17 protein-coding genes and 1 pseudogene are annotated in these 20170 nt (G+C 62.5%); 5 read left to right on the top strand and 13 right to left on the bottom strand.

Going from position 1 to position 20170, the window contains the following annotated elements; translation table 11 throughout:
• Positions 1–11: 11 nt before the first annotated feature.
• Positions 12–773, bottom strand: a complete 762-nt coding sequence (locus HGP13_RS07335; RefSeq protein ID WP_172223326.1) for a PTS glucitol/sorbitol transporter subunit IIC — start codon at positions 771–773, stop codon at positions 12–14.
• Positions 774–824: 51 nt separating this feature from the next.
• Positions 825–1262, bottom strand: a complete 438-nt coding sequence (locus HGP13_RS07330) for a transcriptional regulator GutM (protein ID WP_172223324.1) — start codon at positions 1260–1262, stop codon at positions 825–827.
• A 190-nt stretch (positions 1263–1452) separates the two neighbouring features.
• Here HGP13_RS07330 and HGP13_RS07325 point away from each other — a divergent pair, with 190 nt between their 5' ends.
• Both HGP13_RS07325 and HGP13_RS07320 read left to right on the top strand, forming a co-directional pair.
• Positions 1453–2094 (top strand): hypothetical protein, encoded by a 642-nt coding sequence (locus HGP13_RS07325; protein WP_172223321.1) that lies wholly within the window; start codon positions 1453–1455, stop codon positions 2092–2094.
• 101 nt (positions 2095–2195) lie between these two features.
• Entirely contained in the window at positions 2196–2870 is a 675-nt protein-coding gene (locus tag HGP13_RS07320; RefSeq protein WP_172223318.1) for an HAD family phosphatase, read from the top strand.
• Here the strand turns inward: HGP13_RS07320 and HGP13_RS07315 are convergent.
• The 9 genes and pseudogenes from HGP13_RS07315 to HGP13_RS07275 form a co-directional block, all read right to left on the bottom strand.
• Complete coding sequence (locus HGP13_RS07315) at positions 2867–4000, bottom strand: DUF930 domain-containing protein (RefSeq protein ID WP_172234634.1); 1134 nt, start codon at positions 3998–4000, stop codon at positions 2867–2869. The two genes, HGP13_RS07320 and HGP13_RS07315, sit on opposite strands and share 4 nt — an antisense overlap.
• 220 nt (positions 4001–4220) lie before the next feature.
• Positions 4221–5405 carry a DUF930 domain-containing protein gene (locus HGP13_RS07310; RefSeq protein ID WP_172234633.1) on the bottom strand — a complete coding sequence of 395 codons (1185 nt, stop codon included), beginning with the start codon at positions 5403–5405 and terminating at the stop codon, positions 4221–4223.
• A gap of 160 nt (positions 5406–5565) precedes the next feature.
• Positions 5566–6363 (bottom strand): annotated as a pseudogene (locus HGP13_RS07305) (ABC transporter ATP-binding protein); the annotation flags it as partial.
• Between the two features lies 1 nt (position 6364).
• Positions 6365–7774, bottom strand: a complete 1410-nt coding sequence (locus HGP13_RS07300; RefSeq protein WP_172223316.1) for a pyruvate dehydrogenase complex dihydrolipoamide acetyltransferase — start codon at positions 7772–7774, stop codon at positions 6365–6367.
• A gap of 3 nt (positions 7775–7777) precedes the next feature.
• Positions 7778–8776 (bottom strand): alpha-ketoacid dehydrogenase subunit beta, encoded by a 999-nt coding sequence (locus HGP13_RS07295; protein WP_172223313.1) that lies wholly within the window; start codon positions 8774–8776, stop codon positions 7778–7780.
• Positions 8776–9804, bottom strand: coding sequence for a thiamine pyrophosphate-dependent dehydrogenase E1 component subunit alpha (locus HGP13_RS07290; protein ID WP_172223310.1), 1029 nt, complete (start codon positions 9802–9804; stop codon positions 8776–8778). The genes HGP13_RS07295 and HGP13_RS07290 overlap by 1 nt, the downstream gene beginning before the upstream one ends.
• 2 nt (positions 9805–9806) lie before the next feature.
• Positions 9807–11135 carry an NAD(P)H-dependent oxidoreductase gene (locus tag HGP13_RS07285; RefSeq protein ID WP_172223307.1) on the bottom strand — a complete coding sequence of 443 codons (1329 nt, stop codon included), beginning with the start codon at positions 11133–11135 and terminating at the stop codon, positions 9807–9809.
• Positions 11136–11420: 285 nt separating this feature from the next.
• Positions 11421–12170 (bottom strand): phosphodiesterase, encoded by a 750-nt coding sequence (locus HGP13_RS07280; RefSeq protein ID WP_172223304.1) that lies wholly within the window; start codon positions 12168–12170, stop codon positions 11421–11423.
• Positions 12171–12240: 70 nt separating this feature from the next.
• Positions 12241–13029 carry a 3-hydroxybutyrate dehydrogenase gene (locus HGP13_RS07275; RefSeq protein WP_172223302.1) on the bottom strand — a complete coding sequence of 263 codons (789 nt, stop codon included), beginning with the start codon at positions 13027–13029 and terminating at the stop codon, positions 12241–12243.
• Between the two features lie 246 nt (positions 13030–13275).
• Between HGP13_RS07275 and HGP13_RS07270 the strand changes: the two genes are divergently transcribed.
• Together HGP13_RS07270 and HGP13_RS07265 are read left to right on the top strand one after the other, a co-directional pair.
• Entirely contained in the window at positions 13276–14064 is a 789-nt protein-coding gene (locus HGP13_RS07270) for an acetoacetate decarboxylase (protein WP_172223299.1), read from the top strand.
• Positions 14057–15217 carry a patatin-like phospholipase family protein gene (locus HGP13_RS07265; protein ID WP_172223296.1) on the top strand — a complete coding sequence of 387 codons (1161 nt, stop codon included), beginning with the start codon at positions 14057–14059 and terminating at the stop codon, positions 15215–15217. Before HGP13_RS07270 ends, HGP13_RS07265 begins: the two co-directional genes overlap by 8 nt.
• Before the next feature lie 436 nt (positions 15218–15653).
• Here the strand turns inward: HGP13_RS07265 and HGP13_RS07260 are convergent, their stop codons facing one another.
• Positions 15654–17264, bottom strand: a complete 1611-nt coding sequence (locus tag HGP13_RS07260) for an inorganic phosphate transporter (RefSeq protein ID WP_172223293.1) — start codon at positions 17262–17264, stop codon at positions 15654–15656.
• Between the two features lie 172 nt (positions 17265–17436).
• Complete coding sequence (locus HGP13_RS07255; protein ID WP_172223291.1) at positions 17437–18651, bottom strand: ROK family transcriptional regulator; 1215 nt, start codon at positions 18649–18651, stop codon at positions 17437–17439.
• A gap of 219 nt (positions 18652–18870) precedes the next feature.
• On the opposite strand from HGP13_RS07255, the gene HGP13_RS07250 reads away from it, so the two are divergent.
• Positions 18871–20109, top strand: a complete 1239-nt coding sequence (locus HGP13_RS07250; protein WP_172223288.1) for an extracellular solute-binding protein — start codon at positions 18871–18873, stop codon at positions 20107–20109.
• Positions 20110–20170: the final 61 nt, after the last annotated feature.

Genomic DNA, 20170 nt, shown 5'->3' with positions numbered 1-20170 from the left:
CCTCCCCGCCCTTACAGCTCGACGCCCTGGCGGCGTGCCATGATCATGGTGATGCGCTCGGTCAGCATGCCCTTGAGCAGGATGACGACGAGGCCGACAATGGCGTACCAGATCGCCACCTTGACGTGGTAACCGGCGACGACAACGCCCTTCTTCTCAAGCTCAAGCAGAGCCACGAGAATGCCGCCCCAGACGAAATATTCGCCGGGATTGATGTGCGGGAACAGGCCAAGCGGCGGATGCACGTAGGACACGGCCGCGTCATAGAAGGCCGGCTTGTGCTTCTCTTCCAGGAATGATCCGAACGTGTATGCCATCGGATTGGTGAGGAAGAACACCGCCAGCAGCGGCAGCAGAGTATAGCGGGTCAGAGCAATACGGCCGGCACCGCGCGCCAGGCCGTGGACGCGTTCTTCGCCGACCAGTTCGGTGACGGCGTAGAAGGCGGTCATCAGCACCACCAGCGTCGGAATGATGCCGGTGACGAAGCCGGCGAACACTTCGCCGCCCTTCTGGAAGATACCGATGAAGTATTTGCCGATGGCGGTCAGCCAGCCGAGCTGCTCTTCCTGCTGGACGCCCTTCAGCTTTTCCTTGAATTGGTCGACGGTGATCGGTCCGCTGTCCGCTTGCGCCAGGACAACGAGATGATCGGAAGCATGCTCGACGGCGAGCTTGCCATGCAAAGCAGCATCCGAGACCATGGTACCTGCGACATGCAGATTGTGCACGGCCATGTCGGCATGCTGCGCCAACAACGAAAATACAGACATTTCTCCTCCTTATGCCGCCCGCCGGTTATCCCAGTCGGTGCGCGGCGTGTTTTAGGCCCTTGCTACGTTCAAACCGGATAGACCCGGCCTCTTCCCCGGCTCCGACCGTGCTTTGTCGATCTGTTCGATCGCCCGCTTCACGGCCTCGGCCACACCGGGTTCCCCCTCCCCCATGATCGCAGGGTTGGACCGGAGTCGATCGAGGGGGACACCCTCGAATTCTTCATGTCTTTTGAACTTGGTGAAAACGGACCGGCCGCTCATCACCATCACGCGGCGCACGATCAGGTCAGGTGTCACCACGACGAGCGCGATGGTGCCCTTGGCCAGCCGGCCGCGAAAATTGCCGGCTCCGACAAAGCCGTCCTTGTACTGGTCGGTGACGCCCCGGAAGACATCCGAATAGTGCCGCATCTGCAGCCAGACGCCGAGCGACTGCAGGGCCCACACAATAACCAGCAGAAGCAGTCCCCACTGCCAAATCGCCATTCGGTTCTCCTCCCGAAGCCTCCGTTGAACCGCACCTTGGACCGGCGCGCGACAACAGCAAAGTGAGAACATTTGTTTCCGCGAATGTCAATATGTATGATATTGGACTACACCACGCCATCCACAGGGCCGTCGCCGATTTCGGCGGCGGCGCGGCTGTGCTAGCCTGTCAGCAAACGGGATGCATGCAATGGAACTGCCCTTCAGGGACGAACTGGCCCTTATGCCCGACCTGCGCCACCGGTTGCGGCAGCTACGCTGGTTCCGCGCCACCTTCCGCGGCAGCGCCAAGGTGGTCTCGGACACATTCGGCGTGCGTTTCGAGATCGACGAGGCGAAGCTGACAAGGGCTTTTCTCGACTGGGTCGAGATCATGGAGGCGCAGAAGCGCTTCGCCGCGGTAGACCGCGCCGACTTCATCGTCTTTGCCGCCGGCCTGGTGCTGCGCGAGCTGATCAAGCAGGCGCCGGCCAGGGAAATCTCCGGCCTGAGCCAGCTGATCGAAACAGATCAAAATGCCGGCACGCTGGAAATCATCCGCTTCTGGCCCGAAGGCTTCCTCTACACCAACTACTGCGTCTCGGTGATTTCTGCGATCTACGAGCAGGAGTTCGGCACCGCGCCAAGCATCGACAAATGCGCCGACGATCTGCGCACCTGGTGGTCCTATCGCGAGAACGTGACCGACATGCCGGCCTACGCGGTGGCTTTCCTCGACCGCTTCCTCGGTGCAGAACCTAACTGGATCACGCCGGATCGCGCACAGTCCCGGCAAGCCATGCAACGCGCACTGGGATCGGCGCGCGCAAGCGATGCTCTGCGCCATTTGTGATCACACGCTGTTGGATCCATCGGTCATCAAAAACGCCGTACTATTGAACATTTGACTTTTTCCCGATAGCGATGTGCAAAATCGACTCGGGGGAGAAGCGCGTGGCGCGACCAAGGACTATTATTTTCGATTGTGACGGCGTTCTCGTCGACAGCGAGCCGCTGGCCGCCAGGGCCTATGAGCGCGTCTATGAAAAGCACGGCATGCCAGGCGTTCATGGCGGCATCATCGCCCAATGCATCGGCATGAAGCAGTCCGATATCATCGTCAGGATCAGGGAATTGACCGGCCATCAGTTTCCCGCTGCCGCCGACGGCGACATCTGGGCCGAGACCAAGGTTCTGTTCACGCAGGAGTTGAAGCCGACGCTGGGGATCGCCGCTTTTCTGGAGACGCTCGAGGGCGACCGCTGCGTTGCCTCGTCATCCTCGGTCGAGCGCATCAACCACAGCCTTGCCGTCACCGGGCTGGCGCACTTCTTCGGCGAGGCGATCTACAGCTCCTCGATGGTCAAGAACGGCAAGCCGGCACCTGACATCTTCCTCTTCGCCGCCGCCAGGATGGGCGCCAACCCGGCCGACTGCATCGTCATCGAGGATTCGCCCTTTGGCATCCAGGGCGCGGTCGCCGCCGGCATGACGGCGATCGGCTACACCGGCGGCGGCCACACCTATGCCGAGCATGCCGCGCGGCTGACAGCTGCAGGCGCCGATTTCGTCTGCGCCGACTGGCATGACGTTAGCCGGCAATTGTCTAGGCTCGGCGTGCCGGCCTAATAGAGTCCAAGGCTGGCCCATTCGTTCCGCGGGATCACAGGTCCGACACGGAAGTCGAAGGACAAGACTCGCGTTGCATCGCTATCGATCTCGCACCGGAAGGCCACATGATACCATTTGGTGCTTCCTTCGCGGAAAGCGGTGTCCGGGGCGACAAGAGTATTGCCCACCTTCAGCCGAACATTTGGCACTAAGTCAGGAAAATATGAGGCATCCAGCAACTTCTGCTGCAAAACGTTAGCGCAAAGCATGGCAACACGTCGATCGCGAGGTAGGCCGCCTATCGAGGTCGTCGCCAGCGCATCGCCGGTGGCGTCCTGCGAGTAGAGCTTGCGACCACCCGGAAGGCCCGAGTCGTTGCGAGATGCAGACTTCGAAGCCTTTGAGGGGCTGGGCTTCGTTGCATTTGCTGGTTTGGGCTGCGGCGTTGCGGCTGACATGGGAAGCTCGATCTCGCCGCCGCCATCAGCAGCCAAAGGCGCTGGTGCCGCGCCCTGTTGCTTGGCGGCGTCGAGTGCCGCCTGCCTGTCTGCCTCCTGTTTGGCTGCCTGTTGTTTATCCATCTCGGTTGAAGCTGCCTGCTTCTCCGCATCCTGTGTCGGCTTCGCGTCCGTCGCGGTTACCGGCTTCTTGTCGGCCTTGGTTGGTTCTGCCCGCTGCTCGGCGTCTGGCGGCGTGGCAGGCTGGTTCTCCGCGGGCTTCGGCTCGGCCGGCGGCTTCGACGCGTCATCCTTGGCCGGCGCCGGCGAGCCGTCTTGAGCGCTGGCCCCATCCAGAGATTTCCTCGGGCCGGCATCCTTGTCGCCGAACTGAAAGACAGGCTTCAGGACCTCGACTGGCGGGGGATTCTGTACCTGCTTGTCCGGCGGAGGCGGCTTTTCAACCTTCTGCTCGGGTGGTTTTTCAACCTTCGGCTCCGGTGGCTTAGGAGGCGGCACGGGAGCAGGTTTCGGTTTCGGCTGATCGGGCGGAGGCACGAGCGCGACATTGACCGGCTGCTCCTCCTGCCGCTGTTGGGGAGGAATTGGCAGGCCATATATCAGGATCGCCGCGATAAGCGCATGCAGGACCAGCGATGCGGGGATGCCCCACAACAGATTCCGACGCCGTTCGCGTGCCTCGTCCTTCATCCCGACCGATGTGGAATGAAATAGAGGCAGCTTCAAGCGTAGGCTTTGGATTTGCGCAATAAAGCCGCTGGCAGCTCATCGATTTGGATCGCCACACCCAGGGCAGCCCGACAAAGGCGCTGGGGCGGCTCAACGAGTTGCCGCCCACGATCCGATCCATCAAGACCTGGGATCAGCCAGTTCGCCGCCGCCAGGATGGGCGCCAATCCAGCGCGCCGGCCTAATTTAGCGGATACTTAGTGAATCCACGGCTGGCCCATTCGCCAGGCGGGACTAATGACCCCACACGGAAGTTGAAGGATAGGACCCTCGTCGCATCGGCGTCTACCTCGCACCGGAAGTTTAGATTGTACCAGGCGTTTCTGGTGCTGAAGGCCGTCTGAGGAGGATTGAGAACATTGCCTTTGTCCAGCGTAATGGTTGGCACCCATTTGACCGGAAAGTCGGCACTTTGCAGTTCCTGGCTCAGAACATTGCCGCAAAGGGTGGCCACGCGCTGACCGCGCGGCACATTCTCCATGGAGCTTGTGGCGAACGCATTGCCGGTTGCCCCCTGCGAGTAGAGCTTTCTGACGCCCGGAAGACCAGAATAGATCGGCGATCCTGCAACGTCGTTGTTGGTAGGATTTGACCTTCCAGCATTCCCGATCGGCGCTTTGAAGGCTCTTGCGGGTTTGAACGTCATTGTCTTGGCAGGTTTGGGCTTTGCCTTTCCAGTTGAGGCTGGAGGCGCCGGCTTATCACCGGTCTCGGCCGCCAATGGCTTTGGCGTCACGACCTCTTGCTTCTCGTCGGTTTGAGGCGCCGGCTCCTGCTTGTCCGGCTGTTGTTTATCGGTATCCTCGGTCGCCTGCTTTTCCTCGGTTTGCGCGGGCTTTTCGTCCGGCGCAACGGTGGCCGGCTTCTCGTCGGGCTTGCTGGGCTCTGACTGCTGCTGTGGCGTTGCAGCCGGGGCGGGCTGGGTCGGCGTGGGTGTCGGTGCTACAGGCGGCTTCGCCGCCTCATCATTGGCCGGCGACGGCGTGTTGGGTTTGGCACTGCTTCCGTCGAGCGATTTCTCCGGCCCGGTATCCTTCTGGCCATACTGAAAGACGCGCTTCAGCACCTGGTCGTCTGACGGTTTCGGCGGTTCCGGAGGCGGCTTTTGTACAGGCGGCTTTTGTTCAGGCGGCTTTTCAGCCTTCTTTTGAGGTGTCGGCTCCGGTGGCTTTGGAGCAGGTTTCGGCTTAGGCTTCTCGGGCGGCGGCACGATCGCGACATTGACGGGCTGTTCCTGCGGATCCGGCTGCTGCTCGGATCTCGGCACGCCAAAGAACAAGAACGCTGCGATCAAGGCATGCAGGATCAGCGAAGCGGCCAAGGCCCATCGCCAATTGCGAAACCATTCTCGTATCTTGCCGTTCATTGCGCCCGATGTGGAATGAAATAGCGGCAGCTTCAAGCATAAGCCGCCGGATTGGCGCGATTTAGCCGCTGATAGCCTGGTGATCGGGCGCGCGCACAGGAAGATCAGCTCAGGAGCCCATCCACAAACCGTTCGCCAAAGCCGCCAAGCGGGTCCAGCATCAGCACGCGGTTGATCCCGCGGCCGGGATCAGCCAGCTGGGCTTTATATATTATTCGCAGGCGCGCCTGCGCTCCGCTCTCCAGCAAGACCGGGTCGGGTTGTTCGAAGTGCAAAGTGAGGTCGGGGCCGGCCGAGGGCGTGAATTCGATACGCGCCGATCCCCCTTGGTAGACCACCCGCTTGACGAGGCCATCGAAGCCCGCACCGTCCGGTGACACATCGAGATCCGCTGACCGGCAGCAGATCTTCGCACCCGCACGCGGCCTTTCGCCAGGCCGGCAGCGGACCACCAGCTCGGTTCCGAGAACCCTGACCTTGCAATGGCCGCCGTCTTCGCCCGTCAAGACATCGGCCGGCAGCAGAATGCCTTGCGAGATGAAGGATGCTACCATTTCATTTGCCGGCTCATGATAGAGCTGGCGCGGCGTCGCGAGCTGCGCCAGGGGCCCATGATCCATCACCGCGATGCGGTCGGCCAGCGCCATCGCTTCGGCCTGATCATGGGTGATGTCGACGATGGTGGTGCCGGTGCGCTTGTGGAAGGCGGCGAAACCATCCTCCATCGAGGCTCTGAGATGCACGTCGAGATTGGCGAGCGGCTCGTCGAACAGCACCAGTGACGGCGTGGCGACAAGACAACGCGCCAGGCCACACGCTGGCGCTGGCCGCCGGAGAGATTGGCGGGCCTGCGCTCGCCCAGCCCCTGCAGATCGACCAAAGCCAGCGCGTCTTCCACCTTCTGGCGCGCGACGGCCTTGTCGAGCTTCGCCACCTTAAGCGAATAGCCGATGTTTTTCCTAGACCAGCATGCCCATCGGGTTCTCGATCAGCCGCTTGAAGGCGACCAGCAGTTCGGCACCGAGTGCGCCGTCGACGGCGCGATGGTCGGTCGACAAGGTCACCGACATCACGGTCGCGATCTTGATCTCGCCATTCTTGACCACCGCCCGCTCTTCACCGGCGCCGACCGCAAGGATCGTCGCATGCGGCGGGTTGATCACGGCGGCAAAGTCCTTGATGCCGAACATGCCGAGGTTCGACACCGCTGTGGTGCCGCCCTGGTATTCTTCCGGCTTCAGCTTGCGGCTGCGCGCACGGCTGGCCAGATCCTTCATCTCGTTGGAGATGGTGGACAGCGTCTTTTCGTCCGCATGCCGAATGATCGGCGTGATCAGGCCGCCGGGGATCGAGACGGCAACGCCGACATCGGCGTGCTTGTGCTTGACCATGGCGCTTTCGGTCCATGAGGCATTGGCATCCGGCACCGCCTTCAGCGCCATCGCCATCGCCTTGATGACCATGTCGTTGACCGACACCTTGTAGGCGGGCACCTCGCCCTTGTCGGTCTTGTTGACGGGAGCCGCCGCATTGATCTGCGTGCGCAGCGCGAGCAGCGCATCAAGTTCGCAATCGAGCGTCAGGTAGAAATGCGGAATGGTGGTCTTGGCCTCGACGAGACGCCGCGCGATGGTCTTGCGCATATTGTCATGCGGGACGAGTTCGTAGGAGCCGGGTTCGAAGAGGCGCAGAACATCCCCCTCCTCCTTGAGGGGAGGGTGGCCGGCCAAAGGCCGGTCGGGTGGGGTCGGCTCGACCGGACTCGGCGCCAAGGCGGTGCTGGACTGGGAGGTGCCTTCTGAGGCGACCCCCTCCGTCCGCTTCGCGGACACCTCCCCCTCAAGGGGGGAGGAGAGCGCTGCGTCGATGTCCGCCTTCACAACACGGCCATATGGACCCGTGCCGGATATTTCGGAAAGAGCAATACCCGCTTCCCGAGCCAAACGCCGCGCCAAAGGCGTCGCGCGGGTTTTCCCCTCCCCCTCGAGGGGAGGGTGGCCGGCCGCAGGCCGGTCGGGTGGGGTCGGTTCGACCGGGCTCGGCGCCAGGGCGGTGCCTTCTGAGGCGACCCCCTCTGTCGGCGTCGCCGACATCTCCCGCTCGAGGGGGGAGATTGGCGCGTAAGCCTCGCCATCGGCATAGATCCACGCAACCGGCGCGCCGACAGGAATATTAACGCCTTCCTTGCCGGTTACGTCACGCAGCACACCGCTGGCCGGCGCATCGATTTCCATCGCCGCCTTGTCGGTCTCGATCTCGAACAGCACGTCGCCCTTCTTGACCTGGGCACCTTCCTCGGCGAACCAGCGCGAGATTTGTCCGGTCGCCATGTCCATGTCGACCTTGGGAAGAATGACTTCGGTCGGCATGTCTCAGCGGACCCCTTTCACGAGGTCGCGCGCGGCGGTGATGATGTCGGGAACCTGCGGCACCGTGGCCTTTTCGAGCTCCGGATTGTAGGGGATCGGCGTCTCGGCGCCGCCCAGCCGCACGATCGGCGCGTCGAGATAGTCGAACGCCTCGCTCTCGGCGATCATGGCGCTGACCTCGGCACCGATACCCAGTGTCTTGACCGCTTCGTAGACGCACATCAGCCGCGATGTCTTCTTGACGCTGTCGATGACGGTCTGCTTGTCCATCGGCCGGATAGTCCTGAGGTCAACGACTTCGACGTCGATGCCTTCGGCTTCCAGCGTAGCGGCGGCGTCGAGCCCCTTCTGCACCATGATCGAGGTGGCGACGATGGTGAGATCGCGGCCCTCGCGGCGGATATCGGCCTTGCCGATCGGCACCGTATAATAGCCCTCGGGCACCGGACCTTTCGCCTTATAGAGCAGCTTGTGCTCGAAGATCATCACCGGGTCGGGGTCGGCGACCGCCGCCAAAAGCATGCCCTTGGCATCATAGGGCGTCGCCGGCTGGATGACCTTCAGCCCTGGCACATGGCCGAACCAGGCTTCCAGGCTCTGGCTGTGCTGGGCCGCCGCACCTGTGCCGGAGCCGGCGGGAAAGCGCATCACCACGGGCACCGAAACCTCGCCGCCCAGCATGAAGCGCATCTTGGCCGCCTGGTTGACGATCTGCTCCATGGCAAGCGTGGCGAAATCGGAAAACTGGAACTCGAAGATCGGCCGCATGCCGGTGAGCGCAGCGCCAACGGCGACGCCCGCGCCACCCAGCTCCGAAATCGGCGTATCGATGACGCGTTCCGTGCCGAAGCGCTCTACCAGATCGCCGGTAACCTGGAAGGCGCCGCCATAGACACCGATATCCTCGCCTATCAGGAAGACGCGTTCGTCCATGTCCATGGCGATTGCCATGGCTTCCTGGATCGCCTGGGCGTAGCTCAGTTCACGCACCATCGCGTCCATCACGCCTGCTCCGTATACACGTAATTCCCGGTCTCGCTGATATCAGGTGACGGGCTCGCCTTGGCGAACTCGATACCGTCGGCGATCTCCTGCGCCACCGCGTCACGAATGGCCTCGATACCCTTGTCGTCGATGAAGCCGAATTCCCGCAGCTCGTTCTCGAACAGCGCGATCGGATCGCGGTTCGACATCCAGTCCTCGATCTCTTCCTTGGTGCGATAGCGGTTGCGATCGCTCCTGGAATGGCCGCGATGGCGGTAGGTCTTGGACTCGATCAGCGTCGGCCCCTCGCCGGCGCGGGCACGCTCGACGGCCCTGTAGGACGCCTCGGCAACCTCCGAGAAAATGTTGCCGTTGACGATGACGCCGGGCATCGAATAGGCAGCGGCGCGATCGGCGATGTTCTTGACCGCGGTCGAGCGGGCGGTCGACGTCGACATGCCGTAGCCATTGTTCTCGCAGACGAAGATGACCGGCAGCTTCCAGACCGCCGCCATGTTGAGCGCCTCGTGGAAGGCGCCCTCATTGTTGGCGCCGTCGCCGAAGAAGGAGACGACGACCTTGCCGGTCTTCATCATCTTGGAGGAGAGTGCCGCGCCGACGGCGATCGGAATGCCCCCGCCGACAATGCCATTGGCGCCGAGATTGCCCTTGGCGACATCGGCAATGTGCATCGAACCGCCACGGCCTTTGCAGTAGCCAGTGGTCTTGCCGAAGAACTCGGCGAACATGCGCTTGACCTCGGCGCCCTTGGCGATGCAGTGGCCATGGCCGCGATGCGTCGAGGTGATCTGGTCATCCTCTCCAAGCGGCATGCAGATGCCCATGGCGCTGGCTTCCTGGCCGATCGACAAATGCATGGTCCCGTGGATGAGACCGCGCGTGTAGCTGTCCTCCGCGCCCTCTTCGAAGCGGCGGATGAGGTACATCTTGTAGAGCACCTGCTTGAGCTGTTCGGCGCTATACTGGCGATAGACGAAAGGCAGGTTGGCGCGACTGTCGGCGACGGCTTTGCTGGCTCCGGCCATGATTAGGCTCCCACGGTTCCATAGACGAGCTTGTCCTGGCGGGCACGCAGTTCGGCGATCTTGGAGCCCGGTGCCGGAGCGGCATTGGCATAGGTGATGAGCTCGCCCTTCTTGATCGGTGCCGTCACCGAGCCGCCCTGCAGCAGGCCGCAGGGAATGGCCTTGGCGGCGCGCGCTTCCGGCGCCGTCATGATCCAGGCGCGGTAGCAATATTCGCCGATCGCATCGAGTTTCTCGCCGGGCTGCATGTCCTTCTTGGCCACGGCAGCGACCTCGGCCACGGGCTTGGCCAGCGGCACCATGTCGGCCTTGCCGTAAAGCACGACGCGGGCGCAGGTCAGCGGCACTTCGAGCGAAGTCAGGTGATAGGGGCGATGGAAGGTGAAGTATGGGCCCTTGCCCATCTTCAGATCTTCCATGCGCTCCGAAATGCGCGGATGCGACATATCGGCGACGACGAAGACGCCGGGCGCGACGCCCTTGCCTATGGAATAGTCGACGACCCCGACCCTCGACAGCACACCGCCGTCCTTTTCAGGCACCAGCACTTTCGACAGTTCGCCGAGCGTCGCGGCCGGGCCATGCATGCCGGCCTTGTCGGGCACCAGGCCGGTGGCATTGGCGATCGCCGCCATCTCGACCATGGTCTTCGAACCATCGACGAATTCGACCAGCATGCGCACATTCATATGCCGGCGCTTCGCCTCCTCTTCATAGGCGGGCGGGGTGGCTTCGATGTTGAGCGGATTGTTTTTGCCCTTGCCGGCGGCGACGATCGGATGACCCATCGCCGAGACGAATTCGATCAGTTCCATGCACGAGGACGGCTCGTCGCCGGCGCCCAGCGAATAGGTGACGCCAAGCCGGTCTGCCTCGCTCTTCAGATAGGCGCCGATGGTAACGTCGGCCTCGACATTCATCATCACCAGATGCTTGCCATGCTCCATGGCGCGCAAGCCGATCTCCGCACCGACCGCGGGAACACCAGTGGCATCGATGACGACGTCGATCAGGTCATTGTTGATGACCAGGCTGGCGTCGTTGGTGACCGCCACCTTGCCGGCCTCCATGGCGGCCGTCATCGCCGAAGCGTTCGACACTTCGCGCGCATGCCCGGTTTCCTGGAAAGCGATATCCACCGCCCTGCTGGCGGCCGGCAGGTTCAGTTCCGAGATGGCACCGATCTCGATGCCGGACATGTGGGCGACGCGGGTGACTATATCGGTTCCCATCTCGCCGGAGCCGATCAAGCCGATGCGGATGGGCTTGCCCGACTTGCCGCGTTCCTCGAGATCATGGGCAAGGCCCGTCAACGAAACATTGGAAGCCATACCGCTCATTCCTCCCACATTGCAGGCTTGTTCATTCGCTTGACCGGTATTGAACATCTGTATTTCTGTCAAGACTAATGTCCAAATCCGTGTGCTTTTTGGCACCCTTTCGCGGAGCTCGTGCGGGCCAAAAAAAGCACAGTGAAGGGCGGCAACCGCGAGGACGATGCGCGCTGGGGGAGGATCGCCGGGATATGATCTGCGGCGCACGGAGATGGGAGACACTTTCAGGCGGTCTCGACAGTCGCCTCGTCACGACCGCTGAACCCATTCTCGGACTGGAGACTACACCGGAAAATCGTGGAAATGCGCGATCACCCCATCGGTGTCGATGAAGATCGCGGCATAGGCGGGCGGCTCGTGCCCCAGGCTCCAGCTCTGCGAAAAATCGAGCGCCGTCTGGTGGTTGGTGCTGCGCAGCGTGCTGACCGGTATGCCGCGCCAGCTGCCGGCGATCAGCCGATGGACGTGGCCGGCGAAGATGTGGCCGACATTGCCATGACGCGACAAGACCTCATGCAAGGCATCGGCGTCGGCGAGCCTTACCTCGTCAAGCACCGGCATGTGTATCCGGAACGGCGGGTGGTGCATGAACAGGAAGGCCGGGCCGCGCGCTTCCCTCAGCCTTTCGTCCAGCCAGTCGAGGCGCGCCGCGCACAGCCTGCCCTCGACATGGCCGCTGTCCAGCGTGTCGAGCAGGATCAGGCGGCCCTCACTACCGTCGAATACGCTCTGGACGAACCCGCGCTCGGTGGCGGCCTCCGGGAACATCTCCAGAAATAACGCCCGGTCGTCATGGTTGCCGAGCATCAGCCGGCAGGGCGGAGAAAATTGCGCCAGCCTCTCCCGCAACGCCGCATAGGCGGCGCGCTCGCCATCATTGGTCAGGTCGCCTGAGATCACCACCAGTTCGGCATCGGCATGGTTCTTGCCGATGTCGGCAAGGCAGGCCTCCAGTCTTGCCAGCGGATCGGAGCCATAGAGAAGGCCGCCGGGCGTCATCAGATGCAGATCGGTGAGCTGGATGATCTTCATTGGCCTGACCGAATCCTTCCCGCCGACGCCGCGTGGCGCCAGCCGGAACACCGACGCCTCGATTGACCCTCTACTGTGCCGTCCAGCCGCCGTCCATCGGCAAGGTCGTGCCGGTGATCTGCTTGGCGGCATCCGAGCACAGGAACAGCGTCAGCGCGGCAAGTTCTTCCACGGTAACGAACTCCTTCGTCGGCTGTGCGGCGAGCAGCACGTCGTGCTTGACCTGTTCCTCGGTCATCCCGCGCGCCTTCATCGTGTCGGGGATCTGCTTCTCGACCAGCGGCGTCCAGACATAGCCCGGCGCGATCGCGTTGACGGTGATGCCGTCCTGCGCGGTTTCCAGCGCCACCGTCTTGGTCAAACCGGCAATGCCGTGCTTGGCCGAGACATAGGCCGACTTGAACGGCGAGGCGACCAGCGCATGCGCCGAGGCCGTATTGATGATGCGGCCCCATTTGCGTGCCTTCATGCCGGGCACCACCGCCTTGATGGCATAGAAGGCCGCCAGAAGGTTGATGCGGATGATGGCTTCCCACTTGTCGTCGGGAAACTCCTCGATCGGCGCGACGTGCTGGATGCCGGCATTGTTGACAAGGATGTCGACGCTGCCGAACGCCGCCTCGGCGTCATGCACCATGGCGCTGACCGCGGCACCGTCCATCATGTTGGCATCGGAATAGCGGCACTTGACGCCGAAATCCTTCTCGATGCCGGCGCGCTCCTGCTCGATGGCAGCGGCATCGCCAAGGCCGTTGATGGTGACATTGGCGCCTTCGGCAGCAAAGGCGCGGGCGATGGCCACGCCGATACCGCTGGTCGAGCCGGTGACGAGGGCATTCTTCGAAGATAGGGAACCCATGATGATCTCGCGAGAGGTGGGAGGGAATGAGAGATATAATTGTGCGTCGCAACATGACAATGGCAGAGCCATGTGTCGATGCGATTACAGCCAGACGACAGCGCCGGCATAGCTCTCGACCGCTGCGAAACCATGGTCGTCAGGCTAACACGGCATTGTCATGGTGCCGTGCAACATAATTGGTTGCGCATTCGCGCGCTTATTCCTGGGACGAAAATTCGTCTGAGAACCTGAGGGGGGTGCAGCTTGGAAATCGCCGACGTCGTGAAGCGCGCCTATGCGATGCCGCTGACCAATCCGTCTTTCCCGCCCGGACCCTATCGTTTCTTCGATCGCGAATACATTATCATCACCTACCGCACGACGCGCGAGGCGCTCGAGGCCGTGGTGCCGGCGCCGCTGGAGATCGACGAGCCGCTGGTCAAATACGAATTCATTCGCATGCCCGACTCGACCGGCTTCGGCGACTACACCGAGACCGGCCAGGTCATCCCGGTGAAGTACAAGGGCCAGCATGGCGGCTACGTTCATTCGATGTATCTCGACGACGATGCGCCGATCGCCGGCGGCCGCGAGCTCTGGGGGTTTCCCAAGAAACTGGCCAATCCCAAGATCGTCCATGAAGGCGAGGTGATCGTCGGCACGCTGCACTATGGCAGCGTTCTGTGCGCCACCGGCACGATGGGCTACAAGCACCGGGAAGCCGATCACGATTCGGTGCTCGCCGCGCTCGCCGCTCCCAATTTCCTGATTAAGATCATCCCGCATGTCGACGGCACACCGCGCATCTGCGAGCTGGTGCGCTATTACCTGACCGACATCACGCTGAAGGAAGCCTGGACGGCGCCCGCCGCACTCGATCTTCGGCCCCATGTCATGGCCGACGTGGCGAAGCTGCCAGTGCTCGACATCGTCTCCGCCGTCCACTTCAAAGCCGATCTGACGCTTGGCTTGGGCGAGGTCGTCCACGACTATCTCAGCGATCACGGCCGGCTCGCAGCCAGCACAACCCAGCCGGAGAAAATTCGTGCTTGAGCGCAACCGAAACAAGGAAGCCGCCGCCACGATCGAGGAGATCTCGGCACAGTATGACCGCATCGCCCTGGTGTTCCAAGGCGGCGGTGCGCTCGGCGCCTATCAGGCCGGCGTCTACCAGGCGCTGGCGGATGCCGGCTGCGAGCCGAGCTGGCTGTCCGGCGTTTCGATCGGCGCCATCAATGCCTCGATCATCGCCGGCAATGAGCCGAGCCGCCGCCTGCAGCGGCTCGAACAGTTCTGGCAGACCATCTCGGGCCGCAAGATCTGGTCCCACACGCCTGAAGGCGACATCTACCGCGACATCCGCAACCGTACGTCCTCATGGATGACGATGACCATGGGCCAGCCCGGCTTCTTCAAGCCGCGCAACCCCAACCCCTGGCTCGAGCCGCAGGGCGCCGAGGGTGCCACCAGCTTCTACGACACCGCTGAACTGAAGGACACGCTGGAGAGCCTGATCGATTTCGACGTGCTGAACGACGGCAAGAAGCGGCTGAGCGTCGGCGCGGTCAACGTCCGCACCGGCAATTTCGTCTATTTCGATACCGAGAAGGTCCGCATCGGACCCGAGCACATCATGGCCAGCGGTGCACTGCCGCCGGCCTTTCCATCGGTCCGCATAGAGGGCGAGTATTACTGGGACGGCGGCATCGTCTCCAACACGCCGCTGCAATATCTGCTCGACCAGGAAGAGGACCGTTCTTCCCTGGTGTTCCAGGTCGACCTGTTCAGCGCCCGTGGCGTCCTGCCGCGCAGCATGCCGGACGTGCTGTCGCGTCACAAGGACATCATGTATTCGAGCCGCACGCGCCAGAACACCGACAATTTCAAGCGCATCCATAGCCTGAAGATGCGGCTGCTCGATGCGCTCAAGCGTGTGCCGAAGGAGCAACTGACGCCGGCCGAGGAAGCCCTGATCGCCGACTATTCGGATGCCGGCATCGTCAACATCGTGCACCTCATCTACCAGCACAAGGGCTATGAGGGTCACGCCAAGGACTATGAATTCTCCGGCACCTCGATGCGCGAGCATTGGGAGACGGGCCTGGAAGATACGCAGCGCACCTTGCGCCACCGCAAATGGCTGACGATGCCGACCAATGTCGATGGCATTGCCATCCACGATCTGCATCGCGAAGACCCGACCTGAGACTGGCGAGGCCGTTGCTTCTCGACGGTTCAGCGGTGTTAGCCAGGATTCGAGCGGCCGTCGCCAACGTTTGAGATTGGCCGAGGCTTCTAAACTTCGTCATCCTAGGGCGTAGCAGTCGCGAAGCGACGTCGCACAGACCCTGGGATCCATTCCGTGACCTTAGCCGTGGAGTGCAGCGGAGCAAAATTCTGCACCGCAGCGGCGCTCGGAAGTCGCGGCATGGATCCCTTGGGCTGCGGAGCAGCTCCAGGGGTCTGCGCCGCGTCGCTATGCTCCTTGCTCCGCCCGTGGATGACGAACCGATGGACGTTTTGGCCAATTTCCTAGGTATGTTCCACGTCAATAGAAACGAATACGTCCCCGCCCCGCTTGAACACAGTGCTCACTCAAAGAAAAAGGCAGCGCCGGCGACCGGCGCTGCTTATACGCCCGTTCAGAACACCTGGCGGAAGATGATGAACAGCGTGAAGGCAAGCGCGATCGAGCACGGCAGGGTCAGCACCCAGGCCAACAGCAGGTTGCGCACCGTTGACCATTGCAGGCCCGAGCCATTGGCGGCCATCGTTCCGGCAACGCCCGACGACAGCACATGGGTTGTCGACACCGGCAGACCCAGCCGATCGGCCATGCCGATGGTCACCATGGCCACGAGTTCCGCCGCCGCACCCTGGCCATAGGTCAGGTGACTCTTGCCGATCTTCTCGCCAACCGTGACGACGATGCGTTTCCAGCCAACCATAGTGCCAAGGCCAAGCGCCAGCGCGACCGCAACCTTCACCCAGATCGGGATGAACTTCGTCGCGTTGTCGACGGCCTTGTGGTAGTCGGTGACCGCCTTGAGGTCGGCGTCCTGCATCGGCAGCAGCTTCTTCTTGTCGATCAGCTTGAGCGCCTCGCCGATCAGATAGATGTCGTTGCGGGCGTTGCTGACCAGATCGGTCGGCACGTTATCGACCGAGGCGTAGGGCTGGAGCGAAGCGGTCGTGTTGTGGATGTAGGTCTGCAGCGCGACGGTCGTCTGGTCGCTCCAGGTCCGGGTGCGCACGGCGTCCTGGACGGCTGCCTTGGCGGCATTGGCATCCGCGACCGTGACGCCGGGCTTAACATATTTGCCCAGTGCCGTCTCTACGCTGGCCGAAGCGGATTTGTATGCTTCGAGATAGTTGATGTCGGGCGTGCGGTTCAACGCATAGGCCGTCGGCACCACGCCGATCAGGATCAGCATGATCAGGCCCATGCCCTTCTGTCCGTCGTTGGAGCCGTGCGCGAAGCTGACACCGGTGCAGGTGAAGATCAGCAGTGCGCGGATCCACCAGGGCGGCGGCGCATTGCCTTTCGGCGCCTCGTAGAGGGCCGGATTGCGGATGAGTATCTTCATCACATAGAGCAGGATCGCCGCGGCGAAGAAGCCGATAATCGGCGATACCAGCAAGGTGACACCGACATTGGTCGCCTGCGACCAGTCGACGCCGCTGGTGGCGCTGCCGGCGGGTGCCATGAACTGGTTGGCGAGGCCGACACCGATGATCGAGCCAACCATCGTGTGCGAACTCGATGCCGGCAGGCCGAGGAACCAGGTGCCGAGGTTCCACAGGATCGCCGCGACGAGGAGCGCGAAGACCATGGCGAAGCCTGAGGAGGAGCCTACCTGCAGGATCAGTTCGACCGGCAACAGCGACAGGATACCGAAGGCCACCGCGCCGCTCGAGGTGAGAACGCCGAGGAAATTGAAGGCGCCCGACCAGATGACAGCGAACTCTGCCGGCAGGGAGCGTGTGTAGATGACCGTCGCCACCGCGTTGGCGGTGTCGTGGAAGCCGTTGACGAATTCGAAGCCGAGCGCGATCAGCAAGGCGATGCCCAGCAGGATCCACGGCACGGTCTTGGCCACTGCCAGATCCTGGCTCAGCGCGTAGCCGACATAGACGACGCCGACCAGCACCAGCATGCCGAAGGCCGGCAGGAACCACTTCGCGCTGCCCGAACTATCCAGCGGATGCTCCGGTCTCGGAATGCCCGCCTCACTAGAAACTATGTCCACCATGTCCCACTCCTATTGCATTGCAGCAAAGAACCGAGAAAGACGCTATTTCCGGTCGATGAACCCTGTGTGACGACGACAGCCGGCTTTAGGGCATGTCGCCCAAAGGTGACTTCGGGTTTGGATGAACGACACGCCGGTTCGACGCGACGTGCTTTCAGGTCCTCGCCGCGGCTTACACCGGACCGGGGCTTGTCTTCAGGATCGCCGAGAACAGCGGATCGAAGGCACGGCTGATCGGCGCCGCGGCCGCGCCGAGCGCGATCGACCAGGGATCGGTGGTGCCGAGTTGCAAGCGCGGCAAGACCCGGCCCGGCCGATCGGCGATCGACGGCAGCAGCGGATGCATCGCCTCGACAAGCCGGCGCGCCAGCGCTTCCGGCGCGCCGCTGGTCAAGATCACGGTCTGCGGATCGAAGATCGTTTCAATGAGATGCACGCTCCAGCGCAGATCATGCGCCGCCCCGTCGATCCAGGCCATCATCCCGGGATTCTCGGCCAGCACCAGGGCATTCATCTGTTCGTAGATATCGCTGTCCGCCGGGTTGAGGCCGAGATGCTGGTAAAGCGAGGCCAACGACGCGCGGTGCTCCAGCGGCGTCGAGCCCGGACCGGCCGCCGCCAGCAGCGCCATGCCGATTTCGCCGGCATTGCCATGGCCGCCGCTGTAGAGCTCGCCATTGAGGATCAGTCCGGCGCCGATGCCGTAACCGACATAGAGGCAGACCGCGTGGTCGACGCCGTGTGCGGCGCCGACAATGCGTTCGGCCGTGGCGCAGGCGGCGGCATCGTTCTGCAGGCCGACATTCAGTCCCGTACCTTTGGCCAGCGTCTCCAGCAGCGGAAATTTCTGCCAGGCCGGCATCATCCATTTGTCGTCGGAATCCTTCAGGCCGAAAGGGCCCGGCATGGCAACGCCGAGACCGACCAGCCGTTTTTCCGACTGGGCCGAAATGCCGGCCAGGTCGCGGCGGACACCAGCGATCAGCTCAAGGATGATATCAACGCCCTTCGACGGCTCGTCGAAAGGCAGGTTCGCCTCGGCGCGCGCCAGCACGCTGCCCATCAGGTCGACGGCAACCGCGCGCGTCAGATGGCGGTCGATATGCAGACCGATGGCGAAGGCGCCTTCGGGCACCAGCCTGTAGGGGGTCGAGGGCTGCCCCCTGCCCTTGCGCACGGCATCGAGCGCGACGACCAGGCCGTCGCTTTCGAGATCCTCGATGATGTTGGAGACCGCCTGTTTGGTGAGCTGCGTCGCCCGCGCCAGGTCGGCACGCGAAAGCGCCCCATTGAGACGCAATGCCTCGATCATGACACGGCGGTTGTGCGCGCTGGTGCCTTCCTGATTGGTGCCGCTTTTGGCGCGGATCGGGCTGATGTCGTCCACCGGCGTTTCCCCTCTTGACTCCATTAGAATATTGATCGACTAATTAAGTCAAGCGAGTTGACTTAATGCAGACCGAATGACCCAAAACAAGATGGCAAAGGCCGCTGCCTGTCGCCACTGGTCAGCCGGATAACCATCAGGTCACGCGACATGGATCCGGGAAGACGATGCGAAACATCAGCATCGCCGGCCCGTCAACACCGGAAATGGGAGAAGTAGATGCTTAAGACAATCACCAAAACACTGGTCGGTGCGGTCTTCGCCGGAGAACTGTTCGTCCCTCACGCTTTCGCCGAAACGACACTCAACGCGCTGTTCATGGCGCAGGCCGCCTACAGCGAGGCCGACGTGCGCGCCATGACGGACGCCTTCGCCAAGGCCAACCCGGACGTCAAGGTCAATCTCGAATTCGTCCCCTATGAAGGCCTGCACGACAAGACGGTGCTCGCGCAAGGGTCAGGCGGCGGCTACGACGTCGTGCTGTTTGACGTTATCTGGCCGGCCGAATACGCCACCAACAAGGTGCTGGTCGACGTCTCGTCCAAGATCACCGACGACATGAAGAAGGGCGTGTTGCCCGGCGCCTGGACCACGGTCCAGTATGACGGCAAGTACTATGGCATGCCCTGGATTCTCGACACCAAATATTTGTTCTACAACAAGGACATTCTGGAAAAGGCCGGCATCAAGGCTCCGCCGAAGACCTGGGAAGAGCTCGGCGCACAGGCCAAGATCATCCAGGATAAGGGCCTCCTGAAGACGCCTATCGCCTGGAGCTGGTCGCAGGCCGAAGCGGCGATCTGCGACTACACCACGCTGGTCAGCGCCTATGGCGGCGACTTCCTCAAGGACGGCAAGCCGGACTTCCAGAATGGCGGCGGCCTGTCGGCGCTGAAATACATGGTCGACAGCTACAAGTCCGGCCTCACCAACCCGAATTCCAAGGAATTCCTGGAAGAGGACGTGCGCAAGGTCTTTGAAAACGGTGATGCCGCCTTCGCGCTGAACTGGACCTACATGTACAACATGGCCAACGATCCGAAGGACTCGAAGGTCGTGGGCAAGGTCGGCGTCGTGCCGGCACCGGGCGTCACCGGCATTAGCGACGTGTCGGCCGTCAACGGCTCGATGGGCCTCGGCGTCACCGCGGTCTCGAAGCATCCGGACGAAGCCTGGAAGTACATCACCTTCATGACCTCGCAGGCGACGCAGAACCAGTACGCCAAGCTCTCGCTGCCGATCTGGGCCTCGTCCTATGACGACCCGGCCGTCACCAAGGGCCAGGAAGAGCTGATCGCGGCAGCCAAGCTTGGCTTGGCCGCTATGTATCCGCGTCCGACCACGCCGAAATACCAGGAGCTGTCGACCGCGCTGCAGCAGGCGATCCAGGAATCGTTGCTCGGCCAGTCCTCGCCTGAGGATGCCTTGAACACGGCCGCGAAAAACAGCGGCCTGTAAGGCATTGTTCTCCGATCACGGGCGGCCTTATGCCGCCCGTGCCATATCTGAAATCAACATG

Origin of the sequence: Mesorhizobium sp. NZP2077, assembly GCF_013170805.1 — a bacterium.
Classification (GTDB): domain Bacteria; phylum Pseudomonadota; class Alphaproteobacteria; order Rhizobiales; family Rhizobiaceae; genus Mesorhizobium.
This window is presented reverse-complemented; position numbering and strand designations above follow the sequence as displayed.